The organism is Mediterraneibacter sp. NSJ-151, assembly GCF_022487435.1.
In the GTDB taxonomy this organism is placed as follows: Bacteria; Bacillota; Clostridia; order Lachnospirales; family Lachnospiraceae; genus Schaedlerella; species Schaedlerella hominis.
The window spans coordinates 212,967-238,076 of record NZ_JAKVPP010000004.1; the positions used below are offsets into that span (position 1 = coordinate 212,967).

A 25,110-nucleotide genomic window follows, 5' to 3' on the forward strand; every position below is an offset into this window, starting at 1 on the left:
TTAAGCTTTTAGAATTAAAATTAAATTTGGAGGGTAAGGAGTTCTCTGAAAAATGCACATATTACTTGTATTGATTACAGCATGGATATGCTTGAACAAGCCAGAAAAAGACTTGGTAGTCATGCGCATTCCCAACTCTCCGGAATTTCAAACGGCACATCATCTGCAATACATACCGGCTCGCTCTTTCCAACCTTTTCATAAGGCAAATTATTGATACTTAATAAAGCAATATATGCTATACTGAAAATAGTTGTAATTCATTATAAGTATCAGATAAACAGTTAAGGCAGGAGAACTTGTAGAAGATGATAGAAGAGAAGCAAGACAGTCTATGCTTGATGCTTATCCATCTTTACAGAATATGTACTCAGCAGATGATGGAAATACAGAGGTGTTCTATTTTAAGAATGCGACAGCTACATTTTCATCATTTACACATGAACCGGAAGTAGTGAAGTTCTAAGGATAACATAAAATGGCGAAAAGTAAGAAGAAAAAAATACATAAAAAGATAGATGGTCAGCTTTTACAGATGAACAAGAAGTTTAGTAATCTCAAGATGAAACAGAAGGATAAGATTACAGGCTGGGTGTATGAAGAATACAAAAAGTATGTAACAGAACATGGTAAAGCACCTGATTCGCTGGCAGATGAACAGATTGTTGAAGCTGTACTTGATAAGATAAATGAGGCACAAATCTGGATACCAGATGGAGAAATATACGATTATTATCGAAGAAAGAAACCACATCTTCAAAAGAGGCTGGATAATGAAAAGGTGATTAAGTTTAAATCTTATGTCAACTTTTATAAAAGCATTGTTGATCAGGACAGGGCATCTGTTGTTATATGCAATCTTAAACATGAGATTATTTACATGAATCCGGCAGCTGTTATCAGTTATGCGAAGCGAGGTGGCGATAAACTTATTGGAAGAAGTCTGTTAGATTGTCATAATCCGGAATCAAGAGATAAAATACAGCAGGTAGTGGACTGGTTTGCAATAGATGAAAGGCATAATATCGTTTATACTTTTCACAATGAAAAACAGAATAAAGATGTTTATATGGTGGCACTCAGAGATGATGGGAAGTTGATAGGATATTATGAGAAACATGAATATCGAAATGCAGAGACTATGAAACAATACGATTTATGGTGATGATATGACGAAGGATGAATGGTACAAACAGTTATTTGAGCGACTGGACAATTCCAAGTTCCGAAGCAGTTTTCATCTAAAGCAGAAAGATATTGATTACATAAACGAAAAAGGTTGCGGTTGTCCAGTGGACGACCCTGCGTAGCAGAAGCAACGACCGGGCCGGGAGGCGAGACATGGAGAGAATCAGACAACATGCAGAGGATTTTATCTCAAAAAGAAATGGAGAGGCACAAGTGCAGATATTTGTAGATGCAGATGCATGTCCGGTAGTAGGTATTATCGAGACAATAGCAGAGAAATATAATATTCCAACTACATTGCTGTGTGATACGAATCATATTTTGTATTCTAATTATAGCGAAGTGATTGTAGTAGGGGCAGGAGCAGATGCAGTAGATTATAAACTGATCAGTATCTGCCATAAAGGAGATATTGTCGTATCACAGGACTATGGTGTAGCTGCAATGGCACTGGGAAAAGGTGCATATGCCATTCATCAATCGGGTAAATGGTACACGAATAACAATATTGATCAGATGCTCATGGAACGTCATTTGAATAAAAAAGCCAGAAGAAGTTCCCATAAGAATCATATCAAGGGATCGAAAAAACGAACAGAAGAAGATGATGTAAGGTTTGCACAGTCTTTTGAAAAAATGCTCATGATGGTACAGGAAGTAGTTTTTTAAAATGGCAAGACTTTCTTTCATGCCATTTGGTGCAAGTGTGATAGGGTAGAGCAATAAAACAGATTAGATGGAAAAGCAAGAGGCACCGTTAAGTAGGTACCTCTTCTTTTTAAAGAGTTGGCTCTTTTTCTGATACAGATATTTGCATTTCCGGAGCATTGAGCAGTGCTGCAAACAAGAACAGTGCTTTGGCAAAAATGTTAAAGAGGGACCTACATCATCAAATTTGCTTGAGATGTCGGGTTCTCTTTTTGTTTGCATAATGATATACTTTTATCGTGATAAAAAAAGCACGTACAAAACTCATAGGAGAAAGATGTATACTTATGACAACATTTGGTGATAAAATTAGGGAGTTGCGAAAAGAGAAATATGAGTTACCACCGGAAGCAATCAGGGAAATGATTATTAACGCCCATTGTCATCGTAACCTGTTAGATGAATCCTGTATTCAGGTCGCAGTTTATGATGACAGACTGGAGGTGACTTCTCCAGGCGGATTATATAACGGATTGACTTATGAAGAAGTTATGAATGGTCACTCTAAGATTCGGAATAAAGGAATTGCCAATATATTCAGTCAGATGGGACTCGTAGAAGCATGGGGAAGCGGAATTAAAAGAATCCTTAATGCAGCAGAAGAGTATGGACTTCCGAAACCGAGATTTCAGGAATTCGATAATATGTTTCGGGTAGAGCTGTTCCGAGTCAATCCAATAACTGACCAAGCTAACCAAGCTACTGACCAAGCTAACCAAGCTACTAACCAAGCTAACCAAGATTTAGAGAGATTAGACCAAGTGGAAGATGAAAATGTACTGAGTGAGAAAGAAATAGAAATTCTGAATCTTGTACGTATGCAACCTTCAATCACGCAGAAAGAAATGGCCAATGCGTTAGATTGGAATCTTGCTAGTGTGAAGTATTATATAACTAAATTGAAGGAAAAGAATTATCTGAAGAGGCAGGGAAGTAGCCAAAAAGGGAAATGGGTGATATTAACAAAACGAGATTGATACTTGTGCTAGTATCTTATGCAGGGAGACATTATCAGACTATGAATAATGTAATATTCTAGGCATTGGATCTCCTGTACGCAAGAGAAGAACAACAAAATAATAAAGAGTAAAATGGAGTTATTTTGGAGTTTATTTCTTCATAAGCGGTGCGAAAAACACAAATCAGAACACGTGTATGAAGTATAAACCTCTAATAACAGCTTTTGCGTGTCATGAAACGCAGTCTGCAAAGGAGTTTGAATAAACAAGTAAAAAGCCGTGAGACCTTATAAAGGGTTTCACGGCTTTGAATTAATACATAACAGCATAGCATTCTTTACTCTATAAGAAGTTTAGTAAATAATGCCATCGTCTGTAGTAAATCCTTCAAGCGAGTTCTCTTTTACCTGAATACAGATATAAGTGAGTTCGGAATCTTTTGAAGCAAAGAACTGACGCTTACCTGCTGGAGAAATCCTAAGCCAATCTCCAGTGGTAAGATTGATTTCTTCATCATCAATAATAGCTTTTCCCTTACCAGCAATAATTCCGTATATTTCTTCATTATTTTTGTGTGAATGGATAAATGGAACACTTGCTCCAGCAGGAAGTTTGTTAATGCTGATTTCAGCTCCTGTTAATGAGAGTGTTTCATGAAGTTCTACTCTGCCTTCATTCCCAATATTTGTTTTTGCGTAATTTGCCATGTTTATTACCTCCAGATATATATTTGCAATTTTCGATTGCTTATCTATAATTTACTGATTTACACATGCAAAAACAAGTACGCACTTTTTTATAACTACACACTCTAAAATGTATGTGCTATTATAAAATTGGAGGTGAATATGAAATGAAGACAAAAGATGAACTTCCTATCTGCCCGGTAGCAACGGCCGTGTCCCTTATAGGTGGAAAATGGAAACTTCTGATCATACGTAATTTAAAAGAACGTCCCTGGCGCTTTAATGAACTGCAGAGAGATATTGAAGGAATTTCACAGAAGGTACTGACAGATAGTCTCAGGCAAATGATTGATAACGGGCTTGTTTATCGGCATGATTATCAGGAGATGCCGCCAAAAGTAGAATATGGATTAACGGAACTTGGAAAAGAAATGTTGCCAATTATAGATGCACTAGCCGATTTTGGAAATTATTATAAATCAATCATAGACTGATTCTTTATTTGGAATTTAAGCAACATAGAAATCAGGATTTGAAGAAGATAGAATATTGAGAACATACGAGAATAAAGACGAACTAAAAACGAAATAAATAAAAGCTTTGTAAAGTATATTTCATCAAAAGTTACATATTAAAATTAACACAAAGGGAGAGGTGGTAGAATGAAAGCACATAAATATTGGTCACTTGGAGCATTACTCACAATGTTTGGCACTTTTTATACCGGATATAAAGGTTCAAAATCAGAACATAAGTATTTTGCGGTTAGTTCTTTGATTTGCATGGTTATGGCTATTTATTCAGGACATAAAATGCTTTCTGGGAAAAAGAAAATCAAGAAAGGATTGGCGAATGCAGAAAATGAATAATGAACCAACCTTGTGCCCACTGGGCACGAAGTTGGCACAGTTACTATGGTGTCAGGAGAAATTCTGGCATCTTTTTTATGTCTTTTTACACTTCAAAAAATAATCCAGGATAAATTAAAAAAAATTAATCATGATAATAATGTGATGATATCACAGAAAACAAATGAATTTCAGATTATAATAAAGCCATAAAAGAAAAAACAAGGAGGGCTGTAAAATGTCTGCTATTAATATCAATAAAAATAATTTTCAGAATGAAATAATGAATTCCGAGAAACCTGTTCTTTTGGATTTTTGGGCTCCTTGGTGTGCACCTTGCCGTATGTTGGCTCCTGTCGTAGAGGAGATTGCGAGTGAACGTGCAGATATCAAAGTTGGAAAAATCAATATAGATGAGCAGTCTGAACTAGCAAATAAGTTCGGTATTATGAGTATTCCGACTTTAGTTGTCATGAAAAATGGGAAGATTATTCAGCAGGTTTCCGGGGTAAGACCTAAGAATGCAATTTTAGAAATGCTTTAATGAGGAAAGGTGGGAAAAAGATGAAGGTAATAATCGTAGGTGGTGTAGCCGGAGGAGCTACAGCTGCAGCAAGAATACGCAGACTGGATGAATATGCAGAAATAACGGTATTTGAAAAATCTGGATATATATCCTATGCGAATTGTGGACTTCCATATTATATTGGAGATGTGATCACAGATCCGGAGGAACTTACACTACAGACACCCGAGAGTTTTTTAAAACGTTTCCGTATTAATATGAAAATTCATCATGAAGTTATCTCCATACATCCGGAACGTAAAACTGTTTCAGTGAAGAATTTAGAAAAAGGTGAAATATTTGAAGAAAATTACGATAAACTTATCCTTTCTCCAGGTGCAAAACCAACACAGCCGAGACTCCCTGGAGTAGGCATTGATAAACTTTTTACACTTCGTACAGTAGAAGATACTTTTCGGATAAAGGAATATATAAATAAGAACCATCCAAAATCGGCTGTATTGGCAGGTGGTGGCTTTATTGGTCTGGAACTGGCAGAAAATTTGAGGGAGCTTGGCATGGATGTTACAATTGTCCAGCGGCCTAAGCAGCTGATGAATCCTTTTGATCCAGATATGGCATCCATGATTCATAGTGAAATGAGAAAACACGGGATAAAACTGGTACTGGGCTATACAGTGGAAGGATTTAAAGAAAAAGACAATGGAGTAGAGATTCTATTGAAAGATAATCCATCCCTTCAAGCTGATATGGTAGTACTGGCAATCGGCGTTACACCAGATACAATATTAGCAAAAGAAGCTGGTCTGGAACTTGGCATCAAGGAAAGTATTGTAGTGAATGATAGAATGGAAACTTCTGTACCAGACATTTATGCTGCAGGTGATGCAGTTCAGGTAAAACATTATGTTACTGGCAATGATGCGTTAATCTCTTTAGCAGGACCTGCCAATAAACAGGGAAGGATTATTGCTGATAATATTTGTGGTGGTGATAGTCATTACTTGGGTAGTCAGGGAAGCTCCGTTATCAAAGTGTTTGATATGACAGCAGCCACTACAGGTATAAATGAAACCAATGCTAAAAAGTCAGGATTAGAGGTAGATACAGTAATTCTTTCTCCTATGAGTCATGCAGGTTACTATCCTGGTGGAAAAGTGATGACCATGAAAGTAGTTTTTGAAAAAGAGAATTATCGTTTGATTGGTGCTCAGATTATTGGATACGAAGGAGTTGATAAACGTATCGATGTGCTGGCAACAGCAATCCATGCAGGGCTGAAGGCAACCCAGCTGAAAGATTTGGATCTCGCATATGCACCTCCTTATTCCTCTGCCAAGGATCCTGTAAATATGGCCGGATTCATGATAGACAATATAGCAAAAGGGACCTTAAAACAATGGCATTTGGAAGATGTGGATAAGATTTCTAAAGATAAAAATGCTGTGTTGCTGGATGTGAGAACGGTAGATGAATTTAGCAGGGGCCATATTAATGGATTTAAAAATATTCCTGTAGATGAATTGAGGGAACGTATCAATGAAGTTGAGAAAGGAAAGCCTATATATCTGATATGCCAGAGTGGGCTGCGCAGTTATATTGCGAGCCGTATTCTGGAAGGAAATGGATATGAAACATACAACTTTTCCGGCGGATTTCGCTTCTATGATGCAGTGGTTAATGATCGTACGCTGATTGAAAGGGCATATGCATGTGGTATGGATTATTAGAAATAAACAAAAATATTTTTATAATTTTTTTGTAGCATAAAAAGATCCCCCATTTATTAGAATGACTTTCATAATTCTAATAAATGGAGGATTTTTTAGATATTATCTCAGTCGAGAAGACTCCCACCTCTTCAGGTGGTGAGTAATAGCAAATTTGTCTCAGTGGGAGTCTAATCTCCGACTGAGATAAACGCTCCGCGAGGATGCGCAGTGATTCTGATAGGAATATGTCAGCTTCGCTGACCAGAATCACGCGCCAAGTCTCACGGATGTTCGACTTGATACAAAAACAGTTTTATGATTTTTGTAGTGTTTCAAGTCTTTTCGAATCAAGGATTGTGATTTTGCCGCGGGAGAGTCTGACAAGCCCCTCGTCTTGAAAGTATCGAAGCATTCGAGTGATAACTTCCCTGTGGGAACCAAGATGATTGGCGATAGTTTCGTGAGTGATTTTCAATTCATTTGCACCTTCAATAGAGGTCTCTTCTAAAAGAAAAGAAGCAACACGCTTATCCAAACTCTTCCACATGATTTGTTCAATCAGCCACATGACATCAGAAAAACGGGTAGCCATTAACTCATTGGTATAGTTTGCAACGGGAGCAGATTCTTTCATGATACCTTTATAGATTTCAGCGGGGATGATCCAAAGATCAGTATCTTTTTCTGCTTCAATGGTTACTTCAAATTGAATGGATCGTATGATACATGAGGCGGATAAAAGACACATATCCATATCGAACAGACGGTAGAGTGTAATCTCCCGTCCTTCATCTGAAAGTATGTAAGTTCGAAGCTGCCCGGATTTAACCAGTAATAATCCAGTACAATCCAGGTTTCCGTTATGAATAACCGTTCCTTTTTTTACATGCTGTGTGATTAAATTATCTGAAAGTATTTTTTTTTGTGCTGTATTTAACTCATTCCATACTGGAAAATAATTTTCGAAGCCCATAACAGTTATCTCCTTTATGAACATAGTATACTTGCTTTTTTAAGATGCGTCAATTACATAATTGACATATGCCATAAATAAAAATATGTCACTTCAGTTATTAGCGTTCAAGGTAAATTCTTATGTAATAATATCACAGAAGAATTTACCTTTTTCAGGTACAATAGAGATACTAAATTTGAAAGGGGAACAAAGCATTGGAAAAAAGAGTGGCAAGTGTCGATAAAAAAAGATGTGTTGCCTGCGGAGTATGTGAAAATACTTGTCCGCTGGCAGCAGTTTTCTAGGAATTAAAAAGTAGAGAAAAGCCTTATTTTAAGGTGAATGGTATTTACAATACGAGGAGATAACGAAACTATGTCCGTTACCTCCTTTCTACATTAGCTTATTTATATGTTGATTATTTTGCACCCTTTTTCTTTTTAACAAGCAGTACAATGTTTATTATGCTGAAACCAGAAATAAGGAGCAAAACAGACCAGAGGAGCAATTCGTTGCTATCACCAGTCGGAGGCTTTTGGGTAGATGCACCATCACTTGTCAGTTTTGTCCAACCAGCATAAACTGTTTTGTTTTCGCTCAGCTTGATTTTCGTGATTTTCTGCATCAGCGTCTTATCGGAATACCAGCCGGTAAAGTCATAGCCGTTGCGGGTCGGGATGTAGTCGGAAAGGTTAATCGTCTTACCAGAAGTCGTGCGGATTGCATGAATACTGCTACCACCGTTGGTATCAAAGGTCAATGTGTAGTAAGTGGTTCCTTCGTCGTTGTTTGATTTTCTTTCAAAAAGAGCCTTTACAGTCACATTTCCTGCGGGCATGGTAAACTTATCTTCGCTGATCGTCACATCGCCGGAAACAACTTCCCACGACTTGAAGTGGTAGCCACTGTTCGGCGTAGCAGTTAGTGATATTGTCTCTCCCATCGTTGCGGATCCGGGAACAGCAGTTGCAGAGCCATTTCCATCATTTTCTACGGTCACAGCATAAACAGTTAAGTCATAGTAGAGTTTTAAGGTCAATATATCCGATGCACTGCTAATCTTTTTTAATGTCCCTTTGGTAATACTTCCTTCTGCATCAGGATTATAAGTGTAGCCTGTGTAGGTTTTTGGCTCAGCGGTAACATTCGAACCGATAGCACCTCCAAGATATTCCGTTTCTTCCAGCGTATAACCATCGTTACTAGCCTTATAATGCTCCACGATATAGTTTACCGTATCGCCAGGAGTGATTGGCGTAGGAGAAACAGATTTTTTCCAGTTAGCTGTAACGGTTACGTCGGCGTTTGGCATGGTAAAGGTCGTTGTCGCGCTGCTTGCATCCGCAAAGGCAACATCACGATTGGAGGTCCAACCACCGAACTGATAACCGCTGCGCTCACCAGCCTTAATCGTTACTGTTTCGCCCTCTGAATACTCTCCATCGCCCGAATCTTGTGCGTAGCTTCCGTTCACTGTGACAGCATACTGCGGCTGCTTTGTAATCAGTGCAAGCTGCAAAGCGGATTCGTTCCCCGCACTGTCCTGTGCGTAAAGGGAAAGAACACCACCGTTGCTCTCCAGCGTACCGGGTACGGTGAAGGAGCCATCGTTAGCCGCATCGACAGATTTACCATCATTTCCGTAGAAAATCTTGCTACCCGCGTCCGCCGTGCCTGTGATTTGATATTCGCCCGTCATCTTGTCAGCGTAGAATATCGGAGCAGAAAGAGTCAGCACAGGCGGCGTTTTATCCACACTAACCAGCAAGAACACACTGGTCATATCCTTGGCGGTCGTATTGCCCGCAACACCTGAAATACCGTCGATCCTGAACATCAGGCTGCCCTCAAAATCGGGAAGCATATACCCTGATCCTGCGGTATTCTCACGAATCTCGGCATTCGTATCCATCCGTGTGACCTTGTAGGTGACACCGGTTGTTTCGCAGTTTACCGTTAGCACATCGTCGGTACCGTCCACATAGGCATGGTACACGCCGTTTTCGTCTGCTATGCAAGGCGTATCATTCATGGAGAGCATCAAATTCAACGGCGTATATTGTGGCAGATATTGCTCGGAAGATTCGACTTCCGTACTGTAGTATTTGCCGCCCTCGATGGTTCTGTATGCCCTCACGCCCACCTTGTAGGTCTTGTTTGCTTCAAGGTTTTCTGCCGCCGTGGTGGAAGAAATTTCTCCTTCTTCGTTCACCTCAACCGCTTGCCCGCCAACAGTAAGTGCCATATTGATAGAGGTGGCGTTTTTATCAAGGTCATAGCCGAAACCGGTGTCCTTGTATGTGCCGTCGTCTTGCTTCTGATAGATTGTCACGGCGTAACCATCGGCACTGTCTACATTACCCCACGATGCCGTCATGACCTCGTTTCCAGCAAGGTTCAATGCAACGTTGTCAGGCGCAATCGGATGGTTGTTGTTCGTGTAGCTCACCTGAGTGTCGAACTGCTGATTGTCGATGGCGACGAGACCGGTCAGGGTTTCCACCTCGCCGTTCTCGTTGGTACTTTCAACGCTCTTTTCCGTCATGAGGAAAGAGGTCACATAGTAGCTGCCCGTGGGTGCCAGCGCACCGCTCTGCGGAATCTCGACTGAGATATTACTTGCGTCCGTTACCTCCTGCTCATCAATCAGATAATCTGCTCCGCCCTCTTCATTTGCAAAATAGGTGCGAAGTACATACTTTGTATCCGTTTCGGCGTACTTGATTTGACCAGTCACCTGCTGATTGTTCAGAGACAAGTCCAGTTTCTCAAATGGTGTTACAGCGGCTTCTTGGTGTTTTTTTAGTTCAAGCGAGCCCGTGTTGACCGTATAGGTCCCGCCTTCATTCAGCCGCAGGAGAGCCACGCTGTAGTCCTTGTTGTCCGTCGTGTTATGTATGATGTCGATGTCTGCATTGATGTCCGCGTCGGCATCAATCAGACCATCCTCGCCAACCCAGTTGACACTAATTTCTTGGTTGTCTTTCTGAATCTTCAAAGCATCCTTGATTTCCTGTTCGGTGACCGTGTTCTCAAAGGCCAGCAAGATATACGGCGTTTCGTCTGCACCGGCAGTCACTGTGATTTCCTCTGTATTCTCACCGCTAGCTACAGGTACACCTGATTCTTCCTCAAGCAGCATAGGGACAGCCTCGCCGCTGTCCTCCGACGGCATGGCCTGCACGATTGGATCGACGCCCTTGTCCGACCAGTCCCATTCGGGCAAATAGCCGAACGCGTTAACCTCAATATCCCAACCGCCGCCCATGCGGAAGTTGGTCTCAACGATATTCGGCAAGAGTACCCATGCCCGGGCACTGGCAAGCCAGCCGCCCACCTCGGTCATCGCACCGAGATACACGTCCATATTGCTAAACGCCTGCTTCATGCCCTCGCTGACGCTGGCATTCCTGATTGGGAAAACAGTCTGTCCTCCTATGACGAGATTGATATTCGCAACATCTACACCAAGACCGCCGAGGACACGAATATTGTCCGGGAACTGCACTCTGCCCCTGACGCTGCCATTTGCGCCTACGCCAAGATAAAGGTTTGTTTTGTTCTCATCAGCACCGCCGAACGCACCCAGCTCGACGGAGGAGTTCAGGACAATAACATTGAATGCAGTATTCGGCAGATGCAGGTTAAGGGCCTCGGAGCCGACGAAATAGATACCCTTGTAGGTGGTTCCCTTATAAGTCCGCTCCTGTCCGTTGAGCTTGAGAGCATAGCCAAAGCTGTCAATAATGGATGCGTTCGTGCCGACGATACCCACCTCGCTGGCCGTAAGGGAAATCTCACTCGGTCCGATGACTACGTCCCCCTTGCCCTCGATGAGATGGAGATAGGTGCCCTTCAATGTGCCCCGTAGCTTGAGGGGTGGGATGGCGAAATAGTCGCCGTTCACTGTATCAGCCAGATTGCTGAATCCCGCGCCGCCGCCGTTGAGCTGTCCGATCGGCACCGGAGGAATGAGGGGGATTCCGGGGCTTGACGCGACATAGAAGTACAGCGTGTTGGGGAGCAGGCTGCCGTCTTGTTTGCTGCGTGTCAGCTCCAACTCGGCCTCGGTTTCAAAGAGATCAAAAGCGTTCAATTCCAGATTGAAAGCATATTTTTCTTTGCCCTTGAAGGTATTGACCTCGCCCTCGACGCTGGCCAGCTCCAGCGACAGCGTTTTGGCCGTGTCAAAGCTACCCGTTGCGTGAACGCCGTTGACCTTAAACTCGTTCTTCTCATTTAGGCCGTAGCCCAGTTCTTCCAGAGTGAAGCTTGCCCCCTCAAAGATGGTTTGGAAGCTAATATCACCGCTGAACACAAGATTTCCCGCCGCATCGGCAACAGCCTTTTCCAGCTTTGCATTGGCATATGGGATATCAACGTAAATCACAGCCTCATTTTTCGTTGGATTAATGTCAAATGTGAAACCGTCCTGTGTGAGCTTGATTTTCAAGTCCTTGCCTGCACCGCTTTTCGGCTGGTAGAACTTAAAGCTCGGTGCGTTCAGGCTCAGACCGCTATGAGTGATCGTTCCGTCCTTGTGGATGACGAGCTTGTTGTTTTTGTTGGAGGTATCCCATGTCGCCGTCACGGAGGGCGAGAGCAGTGCCGCCCCACCGGTAAAGGTAAATTCCGTGCCGTTTTTGCTCTCATAGTCGCCGCTGATGAGGGCAATAGGATCGCCGTATTGCTGTTTCAGGGCGTTCAGTGCCGCATCGTCGGCCACATATTCCACCGTCACACTGTCCCCGTTGGCAAAGGCGGCCAGCCGCTTGGCCTCAATGGAGATTTCTACCTTGTCCGCTTCTGTCGGAACATTCTCAACACCTTTCTTCAATTCGCGGAAGCCCCAAAGGAAGTGCACATTCCCACCTGGTTCATTACTGTCGAAATGGTAAGCGACGTCGCCCTTACACTCCACATAGGTGTTGGCAGGACTACTGTCCGGCGTTACGCTGAATCTTTCTGGAAGAATAATATCAATGCCCTGCACATCAGAGGCTTGCGTCAGTCCTACAAAGGGATTTGCCCAAGTGTAGCCGTCCACATAAACATCGCGGATATCGACCCCGCAATAGTCGCTTCCCTGAAAGAAGGCGTCCCAGGTAGACAGATTTTCCACCTTGCTGGTAAGAACAGAGCTTTCGGTCGATTCCGTATGCTGATCCGTATTGTAGACAGTGCGTCTCATCTTAATTGCAGGACTGTCTGTGGCGTTTGCGTGCCCCATGCCGGTAAAGTCGTCGAGGGTATAACCCCACCTTGGCATATAAGCATCACTATCAGTCGTAGGAGGGACATATCCGCCTGTGATATAGATACTGCTGACGGTCGTCAGTACGCCCCAGGTATCTTCTGACGATTCGTCTTCCTTGCACTGCACCAGCTCATAGTAGACCGCGGTCGTGGCGGTAAGCGTGCTGTCGGGCAGCTTGGTCGTCAGGTCATACTCTACTTTGATGGCTTTTGCATCGCCATTTGGCGTTTTATTTACAAAAGACACATTTTTTAGGCGGAGCGTTGTGGGATACACAAGCTCCTGTTTGTTATAGCCGTAGCCTTTCCATGTAACAAACTCACAGAATGGTTTTTGCTTGTCTGTTTGATTGACACTGCTCGACGTTGCGGCAGGGGAAGTTGTGAGGGAGCCGTCCTGCTTGTTCAGCGTCATGCGGATATAATCGTTTTGCAGGACGAGTGAGCTGTTGCCCACCGAAACCTGCTCTACAGTGTCTGCCCGTTGAATGTTGTCAGCAACATAAGCCAGCGCTTGTGCGGGCAGTGCGCCTAAAAACAGGCAGAGAATCAATAGCATAGATAGGAATTTTTTCATATTGTGTTCTCCTTTTGTTCTTTTTTTTGTTTTTGTTGTTTCTTCTCTCGTTCATGCAGCCTCATACAGACGACCGTTATCACTACGGCCAGCACGAATGCAGTCATAGCCACCAGCACATATCCACCCACCCCTTCATGCAATAGGATCGCGCCGTACATTCCTGCGGCATCCATCGGCTGGATCTGCACCGTCCCTAAAGCTCCCGCAAGGGACAAAAACAGCAGAGAACACAGAGCAGACAGGTGATAGACTCTATGCCGCTCCTTTCGGCGGCGATATTCATACATTCGCTTTTTTACCAGCTCAACACGCTTTTCTGTATCGTACATACCTTCCAACCTCCTCAAAAGCACAGCTTAAAAAGCCTTTCACTTATATAGGTACAAAAACTCGGAGAAACTCTCACCTCAAAATCGAATTTTTTCAAAAAATTTGGGAGCTGCACAAAAGCAACTCCCAAAGAAGAAAAATTCAGTTGTATCACGGTATGAGACGGCGGGAGATAAGCTTTCCCACTGTCAAAATCAGAACGGGCAAGAGATAAGCGATATACTGTGCCGCGCTGCCGTAGGCGATCAGCAGGTTATAGATTGCATGAACGGTAATTGCCGCCCCCAGTAGGCCGCAGGTTCCGGCAATTTTTAACCATGTCCGCCGCCACACATAGACAAGCCCTCCGCCCACTATGGCCCCACAGATGACGTGCATGGCTCCCGTCCCAATGCCTCGGAAGAAAATAAAGGAAAAATGTTCGGCTCCATTCTGAATCAGATAGCAGACATTTTCAAAAGTAGCAAAGGAAAGGGCGACGATCACGGCGGCAATTTTGATCTGCTCCGCTTTCGGCTCGAATACCAACAGATAAAAGAGCAGTGGCAGGAGCTTCATCACCTCCTCCACCACGGGAGCAATCTCCGAGGTGGCGGCAAAGGCATCCGCCTCGTAAAGCGCGGTAAGAAAGGTGTTGATATAAGCGGAGAGCAGACATGCACCCATTCCCGCAAAGCAGAACAGGAAAAATTTTATCTGCCGCTTTCCCATACACAGAGCAGCAATCAGCAGAGGCGAGGCCAAACAGATCAAAACATTTTCAATATAGGTCATTTCACCACCGCCTTTTCCGTGGCTGGCAACAGAGCGAGCAGGCAGAGCGTCAGCAGAAAGTCAAACCAGCAGTAGGGGCTGGAAATGGAAGCCCCCGACCAGAAGCAACCTGAAGTCCAAAGGGCATACTCCACCGCCGTATAGCACAGCACCCCGATGTGGAAATGCCGCAACTCCCGTGCCGTTCCCGTCTGTGTATAGGCGTAAGCAAGCCCCCGGATGGAATGATGGGAAATAACGATCATCATGCCGCACCAGAGCAGATTGGAGAGGACATCCCCAAAGGTGCAGTAAAACATGCACAGCGGAACGCCGAACAGGGGGGCAAGCAGGGCTTTGCGGCATGCAAAACCCCGTTCCTCCGCGGTGGAAAGCCCGTATTGCAGAAGATAAAGAAAAATCACGCTGGCCACCCAGCCAAACTCCGACACATAAAAGACCTGCGGCGTTTCAGAAAATAAAAGCAGATACAGCGTCCAGTAGAGAGAGCCGAGGGCGAAGCAGCCGTAAAAGCAGGTCAGCAGGAAATACGCCTGTGCCCGGCTTTTCAGATACCAGATGCCGCTCAGGCAGAAGCCCAGCAGGGTAACGATGAATTGTGAAAGGTTACTGACAAGTTCCATCCGCACCATCCTCCTTTTGCTTATCCGGCTGTTCCTCCCTGTTCAGCAGACGGACGCGGAAGCATAAAATCGTCACGCACACGCCAAGAACAAAAGCGAGCAGTCCAATCACGATATATCCCAGCGCGGCGCTGCCGCCTAACATCGTTGCCGCCGTTTCAAATCCGGAAAAAGTCCCCGGCTCGATTCGTTCCACAATACCGGGCATGGAAAGGGAAACACCAACTATCACCGCAAGACACGCCGCCACGCCGGAAACGGCGGCAATCCATCTCCGCCGCAGTCTTTTTTGACGCTCTTTTTCTGCGGTACGCCGTTTTACTTCCGCTATCCGTTCCTCATGGCTCAACATTTGTGATCCCCTCCCGTTCCAATAATCCGCGCAAACGTTCTTTTCCCCGGTACACCATATTTGTAATCTGCTTCACGCTTTTTCCCATGACCTCGGCGGCCTGTTGATAGCTCATGCCTTCAAAATAGGTCAGATAAAGGGTCTCTCGATATTCCGAGTTTAACTCGTCCATACAGAAATGTAAAATCTGATTCCGTTCCTTTGTTCGGACGACCTCCTCCACCAGCGTTTTGCCGTCCGGCTCCCCGGTCAAGTCCTCAAAGCTGAAAAAAATCTGCCGTCTGCTTTTGTGGCGTAGAGCCATGTGCCGTGCCGCTTTATACAGATAGGCCTTAAATCCGCCGTCCCGGATGCGGGGCTTTTTCGTAAACAGATAGGAAAAGGCTTCGATCATCAGATCTTCCGCTTCGTGAACGTCATGCAGATAACCGTTTATATATAAGGTCAGCGGGTCGCCATATTTTTTCATCAGCGCCTCAAGCCCTGCTTCATCACCGCACAGATATTGCTTGTAAAATTCTTCATCGGTGCTCATGCTGTTCACTTCCTTTCTGCCATGTCATTCCTGCATTTCCCATTTTCTGGCAGTTTCTCTTATGGACAGATAACCTCACATTACGTTCCACTTTTTTCAAAGATATAATCCTGTTCTGTCTGAAAATAATATATACATTATATGTGAACATCAGCATAATTTCAAGAATGACGATAAGAAAATCTAATAATAGTAGAAATGTAAATATGCAGTAAGGAAAAAGTACAGAACCGGAAAAGTATACAACGATGAAATGCTGATGCAGGACAGCATCTCATCGTTGAGGGGAGACTACAAAGAGCATTCCTGAATATACCATATGATAATCTCAGCGGCTTGCTGCTCACGTTATATGAGCATTATTTATAATTCAAATTCATCTAGATCATTCGGGATATAGAGGGTTCCATGGTAATACATGGAGCCTTCTTTTGTATACAGCTCTTTCCGATTCTTTAGTGTGTCATCTTCGGTGTGATACAGGATCAAGTTCCGGATATGTAGGGTTTCAGCCAGTTCACAGGCATCCTTTACCGTGGAATGATGCTTCTTATATGGCTGGTATTTGTCAGCTTGTCCATAGAGGCAGAATGCTTCATGAAGAAGCCATTTACTGTCTTTGGCATATGTTTCTTCGCAAGGGTTAAATGGTTCATCACCGCAGCAGGTTAATTTTTCTCCATCGCCCAGATCCATAGAAAAGCCAAACTGCTTTGCCTTAGTAGATTGGATATCAAAAAAAGTTACTTTATGTTTTAAAATGTCTTTTTCTTCTCCGTCTTTTACTTTAATCATATGAATCTGTTTGCCAATGGCAGCGCAGTGTTTCTTCTGAAGGAGCAATTCTGCCATGGAGTGCAGGATATGAATGACCTCCTCATGGCCATAAATATTCAGTTCCCGTTCCAGACCTTTTTCTGCAATATTCTGACCAAACAGACGCAAAATCCAGACAATTCCCATGATATGGTCTATGTGCTTATGCGTAACAAAGATATCTGTGATTTCCTGCCAGTCGATATTTGCATTTTTTAACTGCTTCATAATAGTATTGCCACCACCACCATCAACCAGAAAATAGTGACCATCATTTTCAATAGCAAAACAGGTATTATAGCATTTTGTGACCATGGCATTGCCGGTACCTAAAATAGTAAGTTTCATGATGTGTACCTCGCTTTCAGTAGAAATTTGGTTCTATTTTAGCAAATATATGCAGGACTGTATAGTATTTGAAAGACTTAATTGCTTGTATACGAAATGGAATTTGGGATGGAAAATTGAAACAGAATCTCAAGACAAATATTATAGTCAGTAGTATTGCGGCAGTGTTCAGAAGTAATGGCGAAGGTGTGTTTTGTTAAAGGAAGAAATTAAATGGACATATGTCAAAAACGTTATTGACATATGCTCTTAATAAAGTTAATATATAAGAAAAGCAAGAAAGGAGCAGTTTATGCCAAGACCAGTAAAGTGCAGAAAAGTCTGCCATTTTCCGGATGTTTTAGAATTTTTCCCGGTAGATGATAATAAAAAAACTCCGTCCATTATTTTGACGATAGATGAGTACGAAACAATCCGTCTTTTGGACAAAGAAGGTTATAGTCAGGAACAGTGTGCAGTATTTATGCAGATTGCAAGAACAACAGTTCAGCGAATTTATGAGAATGCCAGGAAGAAAATTGCAGATGCACTTATTGGCGGATATCCACTTAAAATTGAAGGTGGGGATTTTAAAATTTGTGATGGTCAGAATAGTAACTGTGGACTTGGCGGATGCTACAAACAGGAGCTCTATCAAAAGTATGCATTAGAAAAAGGAGAAGGTATGATGAGAATAGCAGTAACATATGAGAATGGACAGATTTTTCAACATTTTGGACACACAGAAGCATTTAAGATTTATGATGTAGAGGATGGAAAAGTAGTACATTCAGAAGTAGTAGATACGAATGGAAGCGGACATGGCGCATTGGCAGGAGTTCTTAATGCATTGAACGCAGACGTTTTGATCTGTGGCGGAATCGGAGGCGGTGCACAGACAGCACTGGCGGCAGCTGGAATTAAGCTTTTTGGAGGTGTTTCAGGGGATGCAGATGAGGCAGTAAATGCACTTATCAATGAAACACTTGATTACAACCCAGAGGTAAAATGTTCTCATCATGAGCACAACCACGAGGAAGGTCATGCATGTGGTGAGCATGGATGTGGAAGTCACAGCTGTCATTAAGAAAATAGAAAATATTCAAGTCGAGCAGCCGCGAGACTTGGCGCGTGATTCTGGTCAGCGTAAGCTGACACATTCTTTACAGAATCACTGTGCATCCTCGCGGAGCGTTTATCTCAGTCGGAGATTGGACTCCCACTGAGATAAATTTGCTGTTACTCACCACCTAAAAGAGGTGGGAGTCTTCTCGACTGAGATAATATAAAAGGATGTGTTAAGGTAATGGAGGAGTTGCCATAGCACATCCTTTTGTGTTACTTTTCTATTTTCTCACTTGCTGAAATCACGGGACGGAACGTATAATTAAGAATAAAAGCTAAATGATAAGGAGGCCTCTATGAATAAAGATAAAAGAGTTCAGAGCAAACCCGCACAAAAAGAACCAATTAAAAGAAACAAGATTCGCAAATATGTGCCATCAATTTTGCTATTTCTGCTATTTGAGATAGTGGCAGTTACACTGTGGCTTGTTAAGAAAAATCTATTTTATTTATTAAATTTTAGCTACATAGGAGGCTGCCTTGGGCTGGGAACAGCGCTATTTACCGCCGGAAAACGGTATGCCAGACATTTCGTACAATTAGCGGTGGGAAGCTATATGTTACTGTATCTCGGTGTAAATTCCAATGAAAATATGCAGATTGAGGGATTCTGGTACTATCTGTTTCTCGGTGTTTTTGAAGCAGCAACCATACATTATGCAGTGGCGAAAATATTTGGTCCACTGGTTTTTGGGCGCGGTTGGTGTGGTTATGCTTGCTGGACAGCTATGGTGCTGGATTTTCTACCTTACAAACAGCCGCAAAAGCCGCGAAAAGAGAAACTTGGTTTTCTTCGTTATGTGATGTTTGTACTGTCATTAGCGTTGGTATTCGGTTTGATGCTGATAAAAATTGCAAACCTAGAACAAATTATGTTTTGGCTGTTCATCGCAGGAAATGTGCTTTATTATATCTTGGGTATCGGACTGGCATTTGCACTCAAGGATAATCGTGCATTCTGCAAATATCTGTGTCCTGTTACGGTATTTCTCAAGCCTATGAGTTATTTTTCATTTTTACGTGTCCATTGTGACGAGAGTAAATGTATTCATTGTGATAAATGTTTACGTGTCTGCCCGATGAACGTGGAAGTTAATAAGGAATCCCGTAAGCGGAAAAATGGAACGGAATGCATTCTTTGTTATGAATGCACGAAAGTTTGTCCAACAAAGGCGTTGCATTAGGAAAAATGGATTTGTAGTGATGGAATAGGGAAACGTGGAGTGCGAAAGGCAAGTGAACAGTAATTTGCTGAATCATTCGCACCAGAATATGAACGTTTTGGGGAAGAAAAAGGATATAATATAGAGTTATAGATATAAAAAATAGCGAATAATATGTTATAGTGTATATAAAGTTTGATTTTAAATGAAAAGATTTTGTTTAAAATTGCTGTCATCCTCCTTGTGAGGATGTGAGTTGAAATAATGACAAAAAGCAGCGTGTCGGAATCCTGAAGGGGTCATCCTCCTTGTGAGGATGTGAGTTGAAATGAAACGGCGATCACGGCAGCGGGTCAGATTGTGGCGTCATCCTCTTCGTGAGGATGTGAGTTGAAATATGTAGCAGACAAAGAAACGCTTGACGCTGTGAGTCATCCTCTTCATGAGGATGTGAGTTGAAATAACAGATTGACCAATAATGGGCTGGAGCAAGGAATTGTCATCCTCTTCATGAGGATGTGAGTTGAAATTACTGATGCTTGGGAACAGCGTAAGTTGGGGGAATTATATCAACGCAATACTGAAAGAAACGAAAATCTGATTGGATACGATAAAACCATATCTGTTGCAACGATGAGTTACAAAGATGATGGCAATGGTGCATCAGAAAGCTCCTTGTCCACATACAAAGTGCTTAGAGTAGGGGATATTGCTTTTGAAGGTCATACAAATAAACAATTTCATTTTGGAAGATTTGTTGTGAATGATATTGGAACAGGTATAATGTCGCCAAGATTCAGTACTTTAAGACCGCTGAATGAAATGCCGGTTAATTTTTGGAAGCAATATATACATTCTGAATCTGTCATGAGGAGAATACTTGTCAATTCTACAAAAGCTGGAACTATGATGAATGAACTGGTTATTCCAGAATTTTTGAATCAGACAATAATGGTTCCTAGCGAAAATGAGCAAGTGGTAATAGGACAATACTTTACCAACCTCGACCACCTTATAACTCTTCACCAGCAGAAGTGTGATGAATTGCGAAAGATTAAGAAATTTATGTTACAAAATATGTTTATCTCAGTCGAGAAGACTCCCACCTCTTCGGGTGGTGAGTAATAGCAAATTTGTCTCAGTGAGAGTCAAATCTCCGACTGAGATAAACGCTCCGCGAGGATGCGCAGTGATTCTAATAGGAATATGTCAGCTTCGCTGACCAGAATCACGCGCCAAGTCTCACGGACGTTCAACTTGAAATAGAAAAAATTCAATTTTCATATTATGATTAGAACAAAAACAGATAAATTTGGCAAGCAGAGTGTTTTTGTAAAAAATAAGAGAACTTATGATACGATTAAACTATAGGCAATAATTAGGCATGTTTAAATGCAGGAAGGAAGTTTTTTAATGAGTGAAGAGAAAAGAAAAATCGGTTTTACTGTTGCGTGTGTAAATGAATTTGCCAATAGGCATAAGCTGAGCAGTAAAGAGGCCTTTCGGTATCTTTTTCAATTTAAAGGAATAGCTTTTATTAAAGAAAATTATGATGTGGAACATACGTTGGACTTTGATACTATATTAGATGATTTGGAAATTTTATGTAAAAAAAATGGAGGTACATTATGAGATTATATCATGGGAGTAATATAGCAATTGATAATATAAATCTGGCAATGTGCAGACCATACAAGGATTTTGGTCAGGGATTTTATCTGACGGATATTGAAGAACAAGCCGAAAAAATGGCGATAAGAGTAGCAAAAATTTATGGACAATCATCGATTTTGAATGATTTATAAAAAGACTTCTTCGCAATATTCTTTTCATACAGAAAAGAGTGTGAAACTTTTGAGAAAGGTGATGAGTAGAAATGTGTAAAAAAGATCAGTTGTTGGAATATTCGATACAAGATATTATAGATATGATTAGTACCGATCAGAGTATAGAATATGACGAAGCTATGAATAAATTTTACAATTCAGAAGTTTTTGAAAAACTTATAGATAAAGAGACCGGATTATATTTGGAAAGTCCGGAATATGTGTACGATTTATTCAAAGATGAAATGAATTTTGGACATATTATTCAGGCAGAAATATGAAATTTTTAAAGATTATTAGTGTGGGCATAAGATATTAATGAAATAAGTGCCAAATGTTTGGGGCAGCGTAAGCTCCCTGAGTCATCCTCTTCGTGAGGATGTGAGTTAAAATGGTTTTTCCAAGGATGTTATTGTTGTTTAACATAAGAGATTACAGCTTGAAAAATATTAAAGATATTCGTATAATAACGATTGTACAGTTTTTTCAGAGATTAGAAGTTGCTTAGGCACAAATGGATCGAACTGGACAAAGACATAAGAGATGTAAAATATATTTATAAGATTCTATCTCTTATGAAATGTCAGATATAGTAAATATCTGTGAGTTGAAAAACCTATAGGGATGGTAGCAATACCATATTATAGTCAAATCAAGAGGATTTGACTATAAAAATGAATACAAATATTGTTTTACCTTAAGGGAAGGTAGAAAAATAAATATTGACAAATTAGAACTTATAGGAGTATAGTAAAAATGTAATGAAAAATATAATAAAAAAACCGCTTGATACTGGTAATATCAAACGGTATTCAAATGCATCTAATTAATAGAATACACTTAGCAAAATCTATTCTAAATAATTAGTTTGCTTTTGTAAAGTCATTTTATATATTTTCGTTACAAAATTATATATTCAAGAAGGAGAATGCAAAGATGACAATGAAAGCAATGAAAATTCAGATGAAAAGTAACTGTGGTAATTCAAGAAGTGTACAGGATATAGATTCTATCTATATTGATCAAACAGGTACATATTGGAAAAAAGCAGTAGTCTATGATTATCTAAAACAATTTCCAAAATCAATACAAGTAAATATATTTCCTTATCCGTATTTAGTTCCGGTAATGAGTGTATTGGGAGAAAAATATGTTCGTTCAGAGGCGAATGATACAGTGACGGATAATTTATTAAAGTTACCGAGGGAATAAGGAAAATCAAACATGAGTAAGGCAGAATCCTTTGATATTTTATAAAGCAAATGCTTTCTTGGATTCTGCCTTGTATGGTATTCTTTAATTTGATAAAATATAGTAAAAATATACAAAATAGAAAACTGAATAAAGAAAAATATACACAGATAATACAAGAGGGCTACATGGATAATAAAATCGAAACAAAAAAAGATTTGGCGCACGTAGACTATGAATCAGGTAGATATCAGACGATGAAAGAGCATTCAGAAAATGTTGCGAACTATGCGACGGAGACTTGTTCTCTTTCAGAATTGAAGATACTGGTTACTTTGATAGGGCTGTTCCATGATGCAGGAAAGCTGGGAAGAGAAAATCAAGAAGATTTTGAGAGGATTCTACAATATGGAGATGATACTCATAAACATGGTTTGGATCATTCTACTGCTGGCGGAAGATTAATCAGGGAGTTACTGAAGGAAAAAAGTGTTTCAGAATTTATCAGTACGGTTATATATTTTCATCACGGAATGGGAGATTGCATCAATCTGGATAATGGACAAAGTTTACAGCAACAACGGGATGAAAAACAAATAGATTATGACTGGATAAAGAAAGAATTCTTTCAGATTTATGATAAAGAGATATTGGAAGAATATTGTGAAAAAGCGATTCAAACATATAAGAACATGGAAGGAAAAATCAATATTTTTCATAAAGAATCGGAAATATCAAAAAGAAAATGTGGAAATAGATATTTCTTTATGGGAATGTATCTGAGATTGGTTTTATCTTTACTCATTGATGGTGACTGGACGGATACGGCTTGTTTTTTTCAAGATGTTCCGTTATCAAAAAGAATTTCATTGGAAGAGACGCAGAAGATTTGGAATGAATGTATAGAGAATTTTGAAAAATATATGTCGAAGGAAATTCAAAATAATCCGTCGAATGGAAATGTGTTAAATTCTTATCGTCAAGAAATTTCAGATTTGTGTAGACAAGCTGCAGACAAAGAAGAAAATCTTTATCGACTTACTGTACCGACAGGAGCAGGAAAAACACTTAGCAGTCTTCGTTTTGCTCTGTATCATGCGAAAAAGACGAAAAAACAACACATTATTTATATAGCACCATTCAATTCTATATTGATTCAGAATGCCGAGGAGATTCGAAAAGCAATAGGCAAGGAAGATGTTGTGTTAGAGCATCATTGTAATGTGGTTTGCGAAGAAGGAGAAGAAGAGCGGTATCGCAAACTCACTGAAACTTGGGATTCACCGGTTATAGTGACCACGGCAGTACAGATATTGAATACATTGTTTTCAGCTCAGAAAAGCTGTATCCGTAGAATGCACACATTATGCAACAGTATTATCATATTTGATGAGGTGCAGGCAATTCCTGTAAAATGTATGGAACTTTTCAATTTAGCTGTGAATTTTCTTACTCAATTTTGTGGTACGACAGTTGTGTTGTGTTCAGCAACGCAGCCAACATTGGCACCAATAAGAGAGAATAACATTTGTGAATGTATAGAAATGGCGGGAAGACTGGAAAAGTATGCAGATGCTTTTAAAAGGACAGATATTAAAGATGCAACAGAATTATATCCTGGCGGTATGGAGATAGAAGATTTAAGTGAATTTGTGAAGGGAAAAACAGAACAATATCAAAGTACATTGGTTATTTTGAATACTACGGCTTGTGCAATGAATACATTTCAACAATTAAAAGCGATATGTCCACAAGAATATGAACTTTTTCATTTGAGTAATAATATGTGTCCACAACATAAATTAGATACATTAAAATCTATAAAACAAATTTTGAATGAACAATCGAAAAAGATTATATGTGTAAGTACACAGGTTGTTGAAGCAGGAGTGAATTTTTCATTCGGGTGTGTTGTGAGGTCTAAAGCAGGTTTGGATAATATAATTCAGGCAGCAGGACGATGCAATAGACATAAGGAATTAGGAAGAATGGGAACTGTTTTCATTGTACAGATATCCGAAAAAGCAGAGAAATTAAGTCATTTGCAGGAAATTAGAAATGCGCAGGCAGCATTACAAAAAGTATTGGAAGATTATAAAAATAATTCTTTAAAATTCAGAGATACATTGGATTCAGAAGAGGCAATAAAAGCATATTATTTAAATTACTATTCCCAACTTAGAACAAATGAAACGAAATTTCTGATAGATAAACAAACAACCACAATTATAGAGTTATTGGGAGAAAATAAAGTAGGACAATTACAATATATCAGAAGAAATGGAGAAAAAGTAAAGACAAAATTACCGCAGGCTTTTTTGACCGCAGGACAGGCGTTTGAAGTTATTTCTAATGATTATAAAGTTAGTGTTGTGGTTCCATACAATGATGAAGCGAGAGAACTATTGGATAAATTATCGCAGGATTATCTCGAGATAGAAGAACAGAAAAAGATTTTAAAAAAATTGCAGAGATATACAGTTGGAATTTCTGAAAAAAGAAAAGAAAAACTCGGAAATGCAATATATGAAATTTGCAAGGGAGAGATATTGGTATTGTGTGATGGATATTATGACAAGGAAGTAGGTGTTGTGGATGAACCTAATATGGAATTGCAAATGTTATAGCGG

The 25,110-nt window shown here is 40.7% G+C and carries 25 protein-coding genes, 2 pseudogenes and 1 CRISPR repeat array; of the genes and pseudogenes, 18 read left to right on the forward strand and 9 right to left on the reverse strand.

Annotated elements, in window-relative coordinates; translation table 11 throughout:
- Positions 1-289: 289 nt before the first annotated feature.
- The 5 genes and pseudogenes from LQE94_RS05790 to LQE94_RS05810 form a co-directional block, all read left to right on the forward strand.
- A pseudogene (locus LQE94_RS05790) lies at positions 290-466 on the forward strand (pyridoxamine 5'-phosphate oxidase family protein); the annotation flags it as partial.
- 12 nt (positions 467-478) lie between these two features.
- Positions 479-1,165, forward strand: coding sequence for a PAS domain-containing protein (locus LQE94_RS05795; RefSeq protein ID WP_240577209.1), 687 nt, complete (start codon positions 479-481; stop codon positions 1,163-1,165).
- A gap of 4 nt (positions 1,166-1,169) precedes the next feature.
- Positions 1,170-1,443 (forward strand): annotated as a pseudogene (locus tag LQE94_RS16520) (DUF4186 family protein); the annotation flags it as partial.
- A 12-nt stretch (positions 1,444-1,455) separates the two neighbouring features.
- Positions 1,456-1,857, forward strand: coding sequence for a DUF188 domain-containing protein (locus LQE94_RS05805; protein ID WP_442920070.1), 402 nt, complete (start codon positions 1,456-1,458; stop codon positions 1,855-1,857).
- Between the two features lie 326 nt (positions 1,858-2,183).
- Positions 2,184-2,873, forward strand: coding sequence for an ATP-binding protein (locus LQE94_RS05810; protein ID WP_240577210.1), 690 nt, complete (start codon positions 2,184-2,186; stop codon positions 2,871-2,873).
- A gap of 335 nt (positions 2,874-3,208) precedes the next feature.
- Here the strand turns inward: LQE94_RS05810 and LQE94_RS05815 are convergent, their stop codons facing one another.
- Positions 3,209-3,562 (reverse strand): cupin domain-containing protein, encoded by a 354-nt coding sequence (locus LQE94_RS05815; RefSeq protein WP_173790348.1) that lies wholly within the window; start codon positions 3,560-3,562, stop codon positions 3,209-3,211.
- A 146-nt stretch (positions 3,563-3,708) separates the two neighbouring features.
- On the opposite strand from LQE94_RS05815, the gene LQE94_RS05820 reads away from it, so the two are divergent.
- The 4 genes from LQE94_RS05820 to LQE94_RS05835 all read left to right on the forward strand — a co-directional run bounded on the left by LQE94_RS05820 (position 3,709) and on the right by LQE94_RS05835 (position 6,645).
- Complete coding sequence (locus tag LQE94_RS05820) at positions 3,709-4,035, forward strand: winged helix-turn-helix transcriptional regulator (RefSeq protein ID WP_240577211.1); 327 nt, start codon at positions 3,709-3,711, stop codon at positions 4,033-4,035.
- A 168-nt stretch (positions 4,036-4,203) separates the two neighbouring features.
- Positions 4,204-4,410 (forward strand): DUF6219 family protein, encoded by a 207-nt coding sequence (locus LQE94_RS05825; protein WP_240577212.1) that lies wholly within the window; start codon positions 4,204-4,206, stop codon positions 4,408-4,410.
- 217 nt (positions 4,411-4,627) lie between these two features.
- Positions 4,628-4,933 (forward strand): thioredoxin, encoded by a 306-nt coding sequence (gene trxA / locus LQE94_RS05830; RefSeq protein WP_240577213.1) that lies wholly within the window; start codon positions 4,628-4,630, stop codon positions 4,931-4,933.
- Between the two features lie 20 nt (positions 4,934-4,953).
- Positions 4,954-6,645: an FAD-dependent oxidoreductase gene (locus LQE94_RS05835; protein ID WP_240577214.1), complete on the forward strand. Its 1,692-nt coding sequence runs from the start codon at positions 4,954-4,956 to the stop codon at positions 6,643-6,645.
- Between the two features lie 295 nt (positions 6,646-6,940).
- Here LQE94_RS05835 and LQE94_RS05840 read toward each other — a convergent pair whose 3' ends face one another.
- Complete coding sequence (locus tag LQE94_RS05840; protein ID WP_240577215.1) at positions 6,941-7,600, reverse strand: Crp/Fnr family transcriptional regulator; 660 nt, start codon at positions 7,598-7,600, stop codon at positions 6,941-6,943.
- A 209-nt stretch (positions 7,601-7,809) separates the two neighbouring features.
- On the opposite strand from LQE94_RS05840, the gene LQE94_RS16420 reads away from it, so the two are divergent.
- Positions 7,810-7,887, forward strand: coding sequence for a 4Fe-4S binding protein (locus tag LQE94_RS16420; protein WP_240577252.1), 78 nt, complete (start codon positions 7,810-7,812; stop codon positions 7,885-7,887).
- 113 nt (positions 7,888-8,000) lie between these two features.
- Here LQE94_RS16420 and LQE94_RS05850 read toward each other — a convergent pair whose 3' ends face one another.
- From LQE94_RS05850 to LQE94_RS05880, 7 genes are all read right to left on the reverse strand, one after another.
- On the reverse strand, positions 8,001-13,415 hold the full coding sequence (locus tag LQE94_RS05850; RefSeq protein WP_240577216.1) for an InlB B-repeat-containing protein: 5,415 nt from the start codon (positions 13,413-13,415) through the stop codon (positions 8,001-8,003).
- The gene (locus tag LQE94_RS05855; protein ID WP_227159918.1) at positions 13,412-13,747 is read right to left on the reverse strand and encodes a hypothetical protein; all 336 of its coding nucleotides are present in this window, start codon (positions 13,745-13,747) and stop codon (positions 13,412-13,414) included. Before LQE94_RS05855 ends, LQE94_RS05850 begins: the two co-directional genes overlap by 4 nt.
- 151 nt (positions 13,748-13,898) lie before the next feature.
- Entirely contained in the window at positions 13,899-14,522 is a 624-nt protein-coding gene (locus LQE94_RS05860; protein WP_240577217.1) for a PrsW family glutamic-type intramembrane protease, read from the reverse strand.
- Entirely contained in the window at positions 14,519-15,145 is a 627-nt protein-coding gene (locus LQE94_RS05865) for a histidine kinase (protein WP_138376848.1), read from the reverse strand. The genes LQE94_RS05860 and LQE94_RS05865 overlap by 4 nt, the downstream gene beginning before the upstream one ends.
- The gene (locus tag LQE94_RS05870) at positions 15,129-15,497 is read right to left on the reverse strand and encodes a DUF4179 domain-containing protein (RefSeq protein WP_240577218.1); all 369 of its coding nucleotides are present in this window, start codon (positions 15,495-15,497) and stop codon (positions 15,129-15,131) included. Before LQE94_RS05870 ends, LQE94_RS05865 begins: the two co-directional genes overlap by 17 nt.
- A complete protein-coding gene (locus LQE94_RS05875; protein WP_118084887.1) occupies positions 15,484-16,032 on the reverse strand; it encodes an RNA polymerase sigma factor in 549 nt (182 codons plus the stop codon). The genes LQE94_RS05870 and LQE94_RS05875 overlap by 14 nt, the downstream gene beginning before the upstream one ends.
- Before the next feature lie 363 nt (positions 16,033-16,395).
- Positions 16,396-17,196 carry an MBL fold metallo-hydrolase gene (locus tag LQE94_RS05880; protein WP_240577219.1) on the reverse strand — a complete coding sequence of 267 codons (801 nt, stop codon included), beginning with the start codon at positions 17,194-17,196 and terminating at the stop codon, positions 16,396-16,398.
- A 292-nt stretch (positions 17,197-17,488) separates the two neighbouring features.
- Here LQE94_RS05880 and LQE94_RS05885 point away from each other — a divergent pair, with 292 nt between their 5' ends.
- From LQE94_RS05885 to cas3, 8 genes are all read left to right on the forward strand, one after another.
- Complete coding sequence (locus tag LQE94_RS05885) at positions 17,489-18,262, forward strand: NifB/NifX family molybdenum-iron cluster-binding protein (protein WP_240577220.1); 774 nt, start codon at positions 17,489-17,491, stop codon at positions 18,260-18,262.
- A 334-nt stretch (positions 18,263-18,596) separates the two neighbouring features.
- On the forward strand, positions 18,597-19,484 hold the full coding sequence (locus tag LQE94_RS05890) for a 4Fe-4S binding protein (RefSeq protein ID WP_276312703.1): 888 nt from the start codon (positions 18,597-18,599) through the stop codon (positions 19,482-19,484).
- 210 nt (positions 19,485-19,694) lie between these two features.
- Positions 19,695-19,993: direct repeats of the CRISPR family, unit length 32 nt; unit sequence GTCATCCTCTTCATGAGGATGTGAGTTGAAAT.
- A gap of 25 nt (positions 19,994-20,018) precedes the next feature.
- A complete protein-coding gene (locus tag LQE94_RS05895) occupies positions 20,019-20,588 on the forward strand; it encodes a restriction endonuclease subunit S (protein WP_240577221.1) in 570 nt (189 codons plus the stop codon).
- A 288-nt stretch (positions 20,589-20,876) separates the two neighbouring features.
- On the forward strand, positions 20,877-21,095 hold the full coding sequence (locus LQE94_RS05900; protein WP_240577222.1) for a DUF3791 domain-containing protein: 219 nt from the start codon (positions 20,877-20,879) through the stop codon (positions 21,093-21,095).
- A complete protein-coding gene (locus tag LQE94_RS05905; RefSeq protein ID WP_240577223.1) occupies positions 21,092-21,268 on the forward strand; it encodes a DUF3990 domain-containing protein in 177 nt (58 codons plus the stop codon). The genes LQE94_RS05900 and LQE94_RS05905 overlap by 4 nt, the downstream gene beginning before the upstream one ends.
- Before the next feature lie 71 nt (positions 21,269-21,339).
- On the forward strand, positions 21,340-21,570 hold the full coding sequence (locus tag LQE94_RS05910) for a hypothetical protein (RefSeq protein ID WP_117990067.1): 231 nt from the start codon (positions 21,340-21,342) through the stop codon (positions 21,568-21,570).
- 655 nt (positions 21,571-22,225) lie between these two features.
- A complete protein-coding gene (locus tag LQE94_RS05915; RefSeq protein ID WP_240577224.1) occupies positions 22,226-22,501 on the forward strand; it encodes a DUF3892 domain-containing protein in 276 nt (91 codons plus the stop codon).
- A gap of 167 nt (positions 22,502-22,668) precedes the next feature.
- Positions 22,669-25,107, forward strand: a complete 2,439-nt coding sequence (cas3, locus tag LQE94_RS05920) for a CRISPR-associated helicase Cas3' (RefSeq protein ID WP_240577225.1) — start codon at positions 22,669-22,671, stop codon at positions 25,105-25,107.
- Positions 25,108-25,110: the final 3 nt, after the last annotated feature.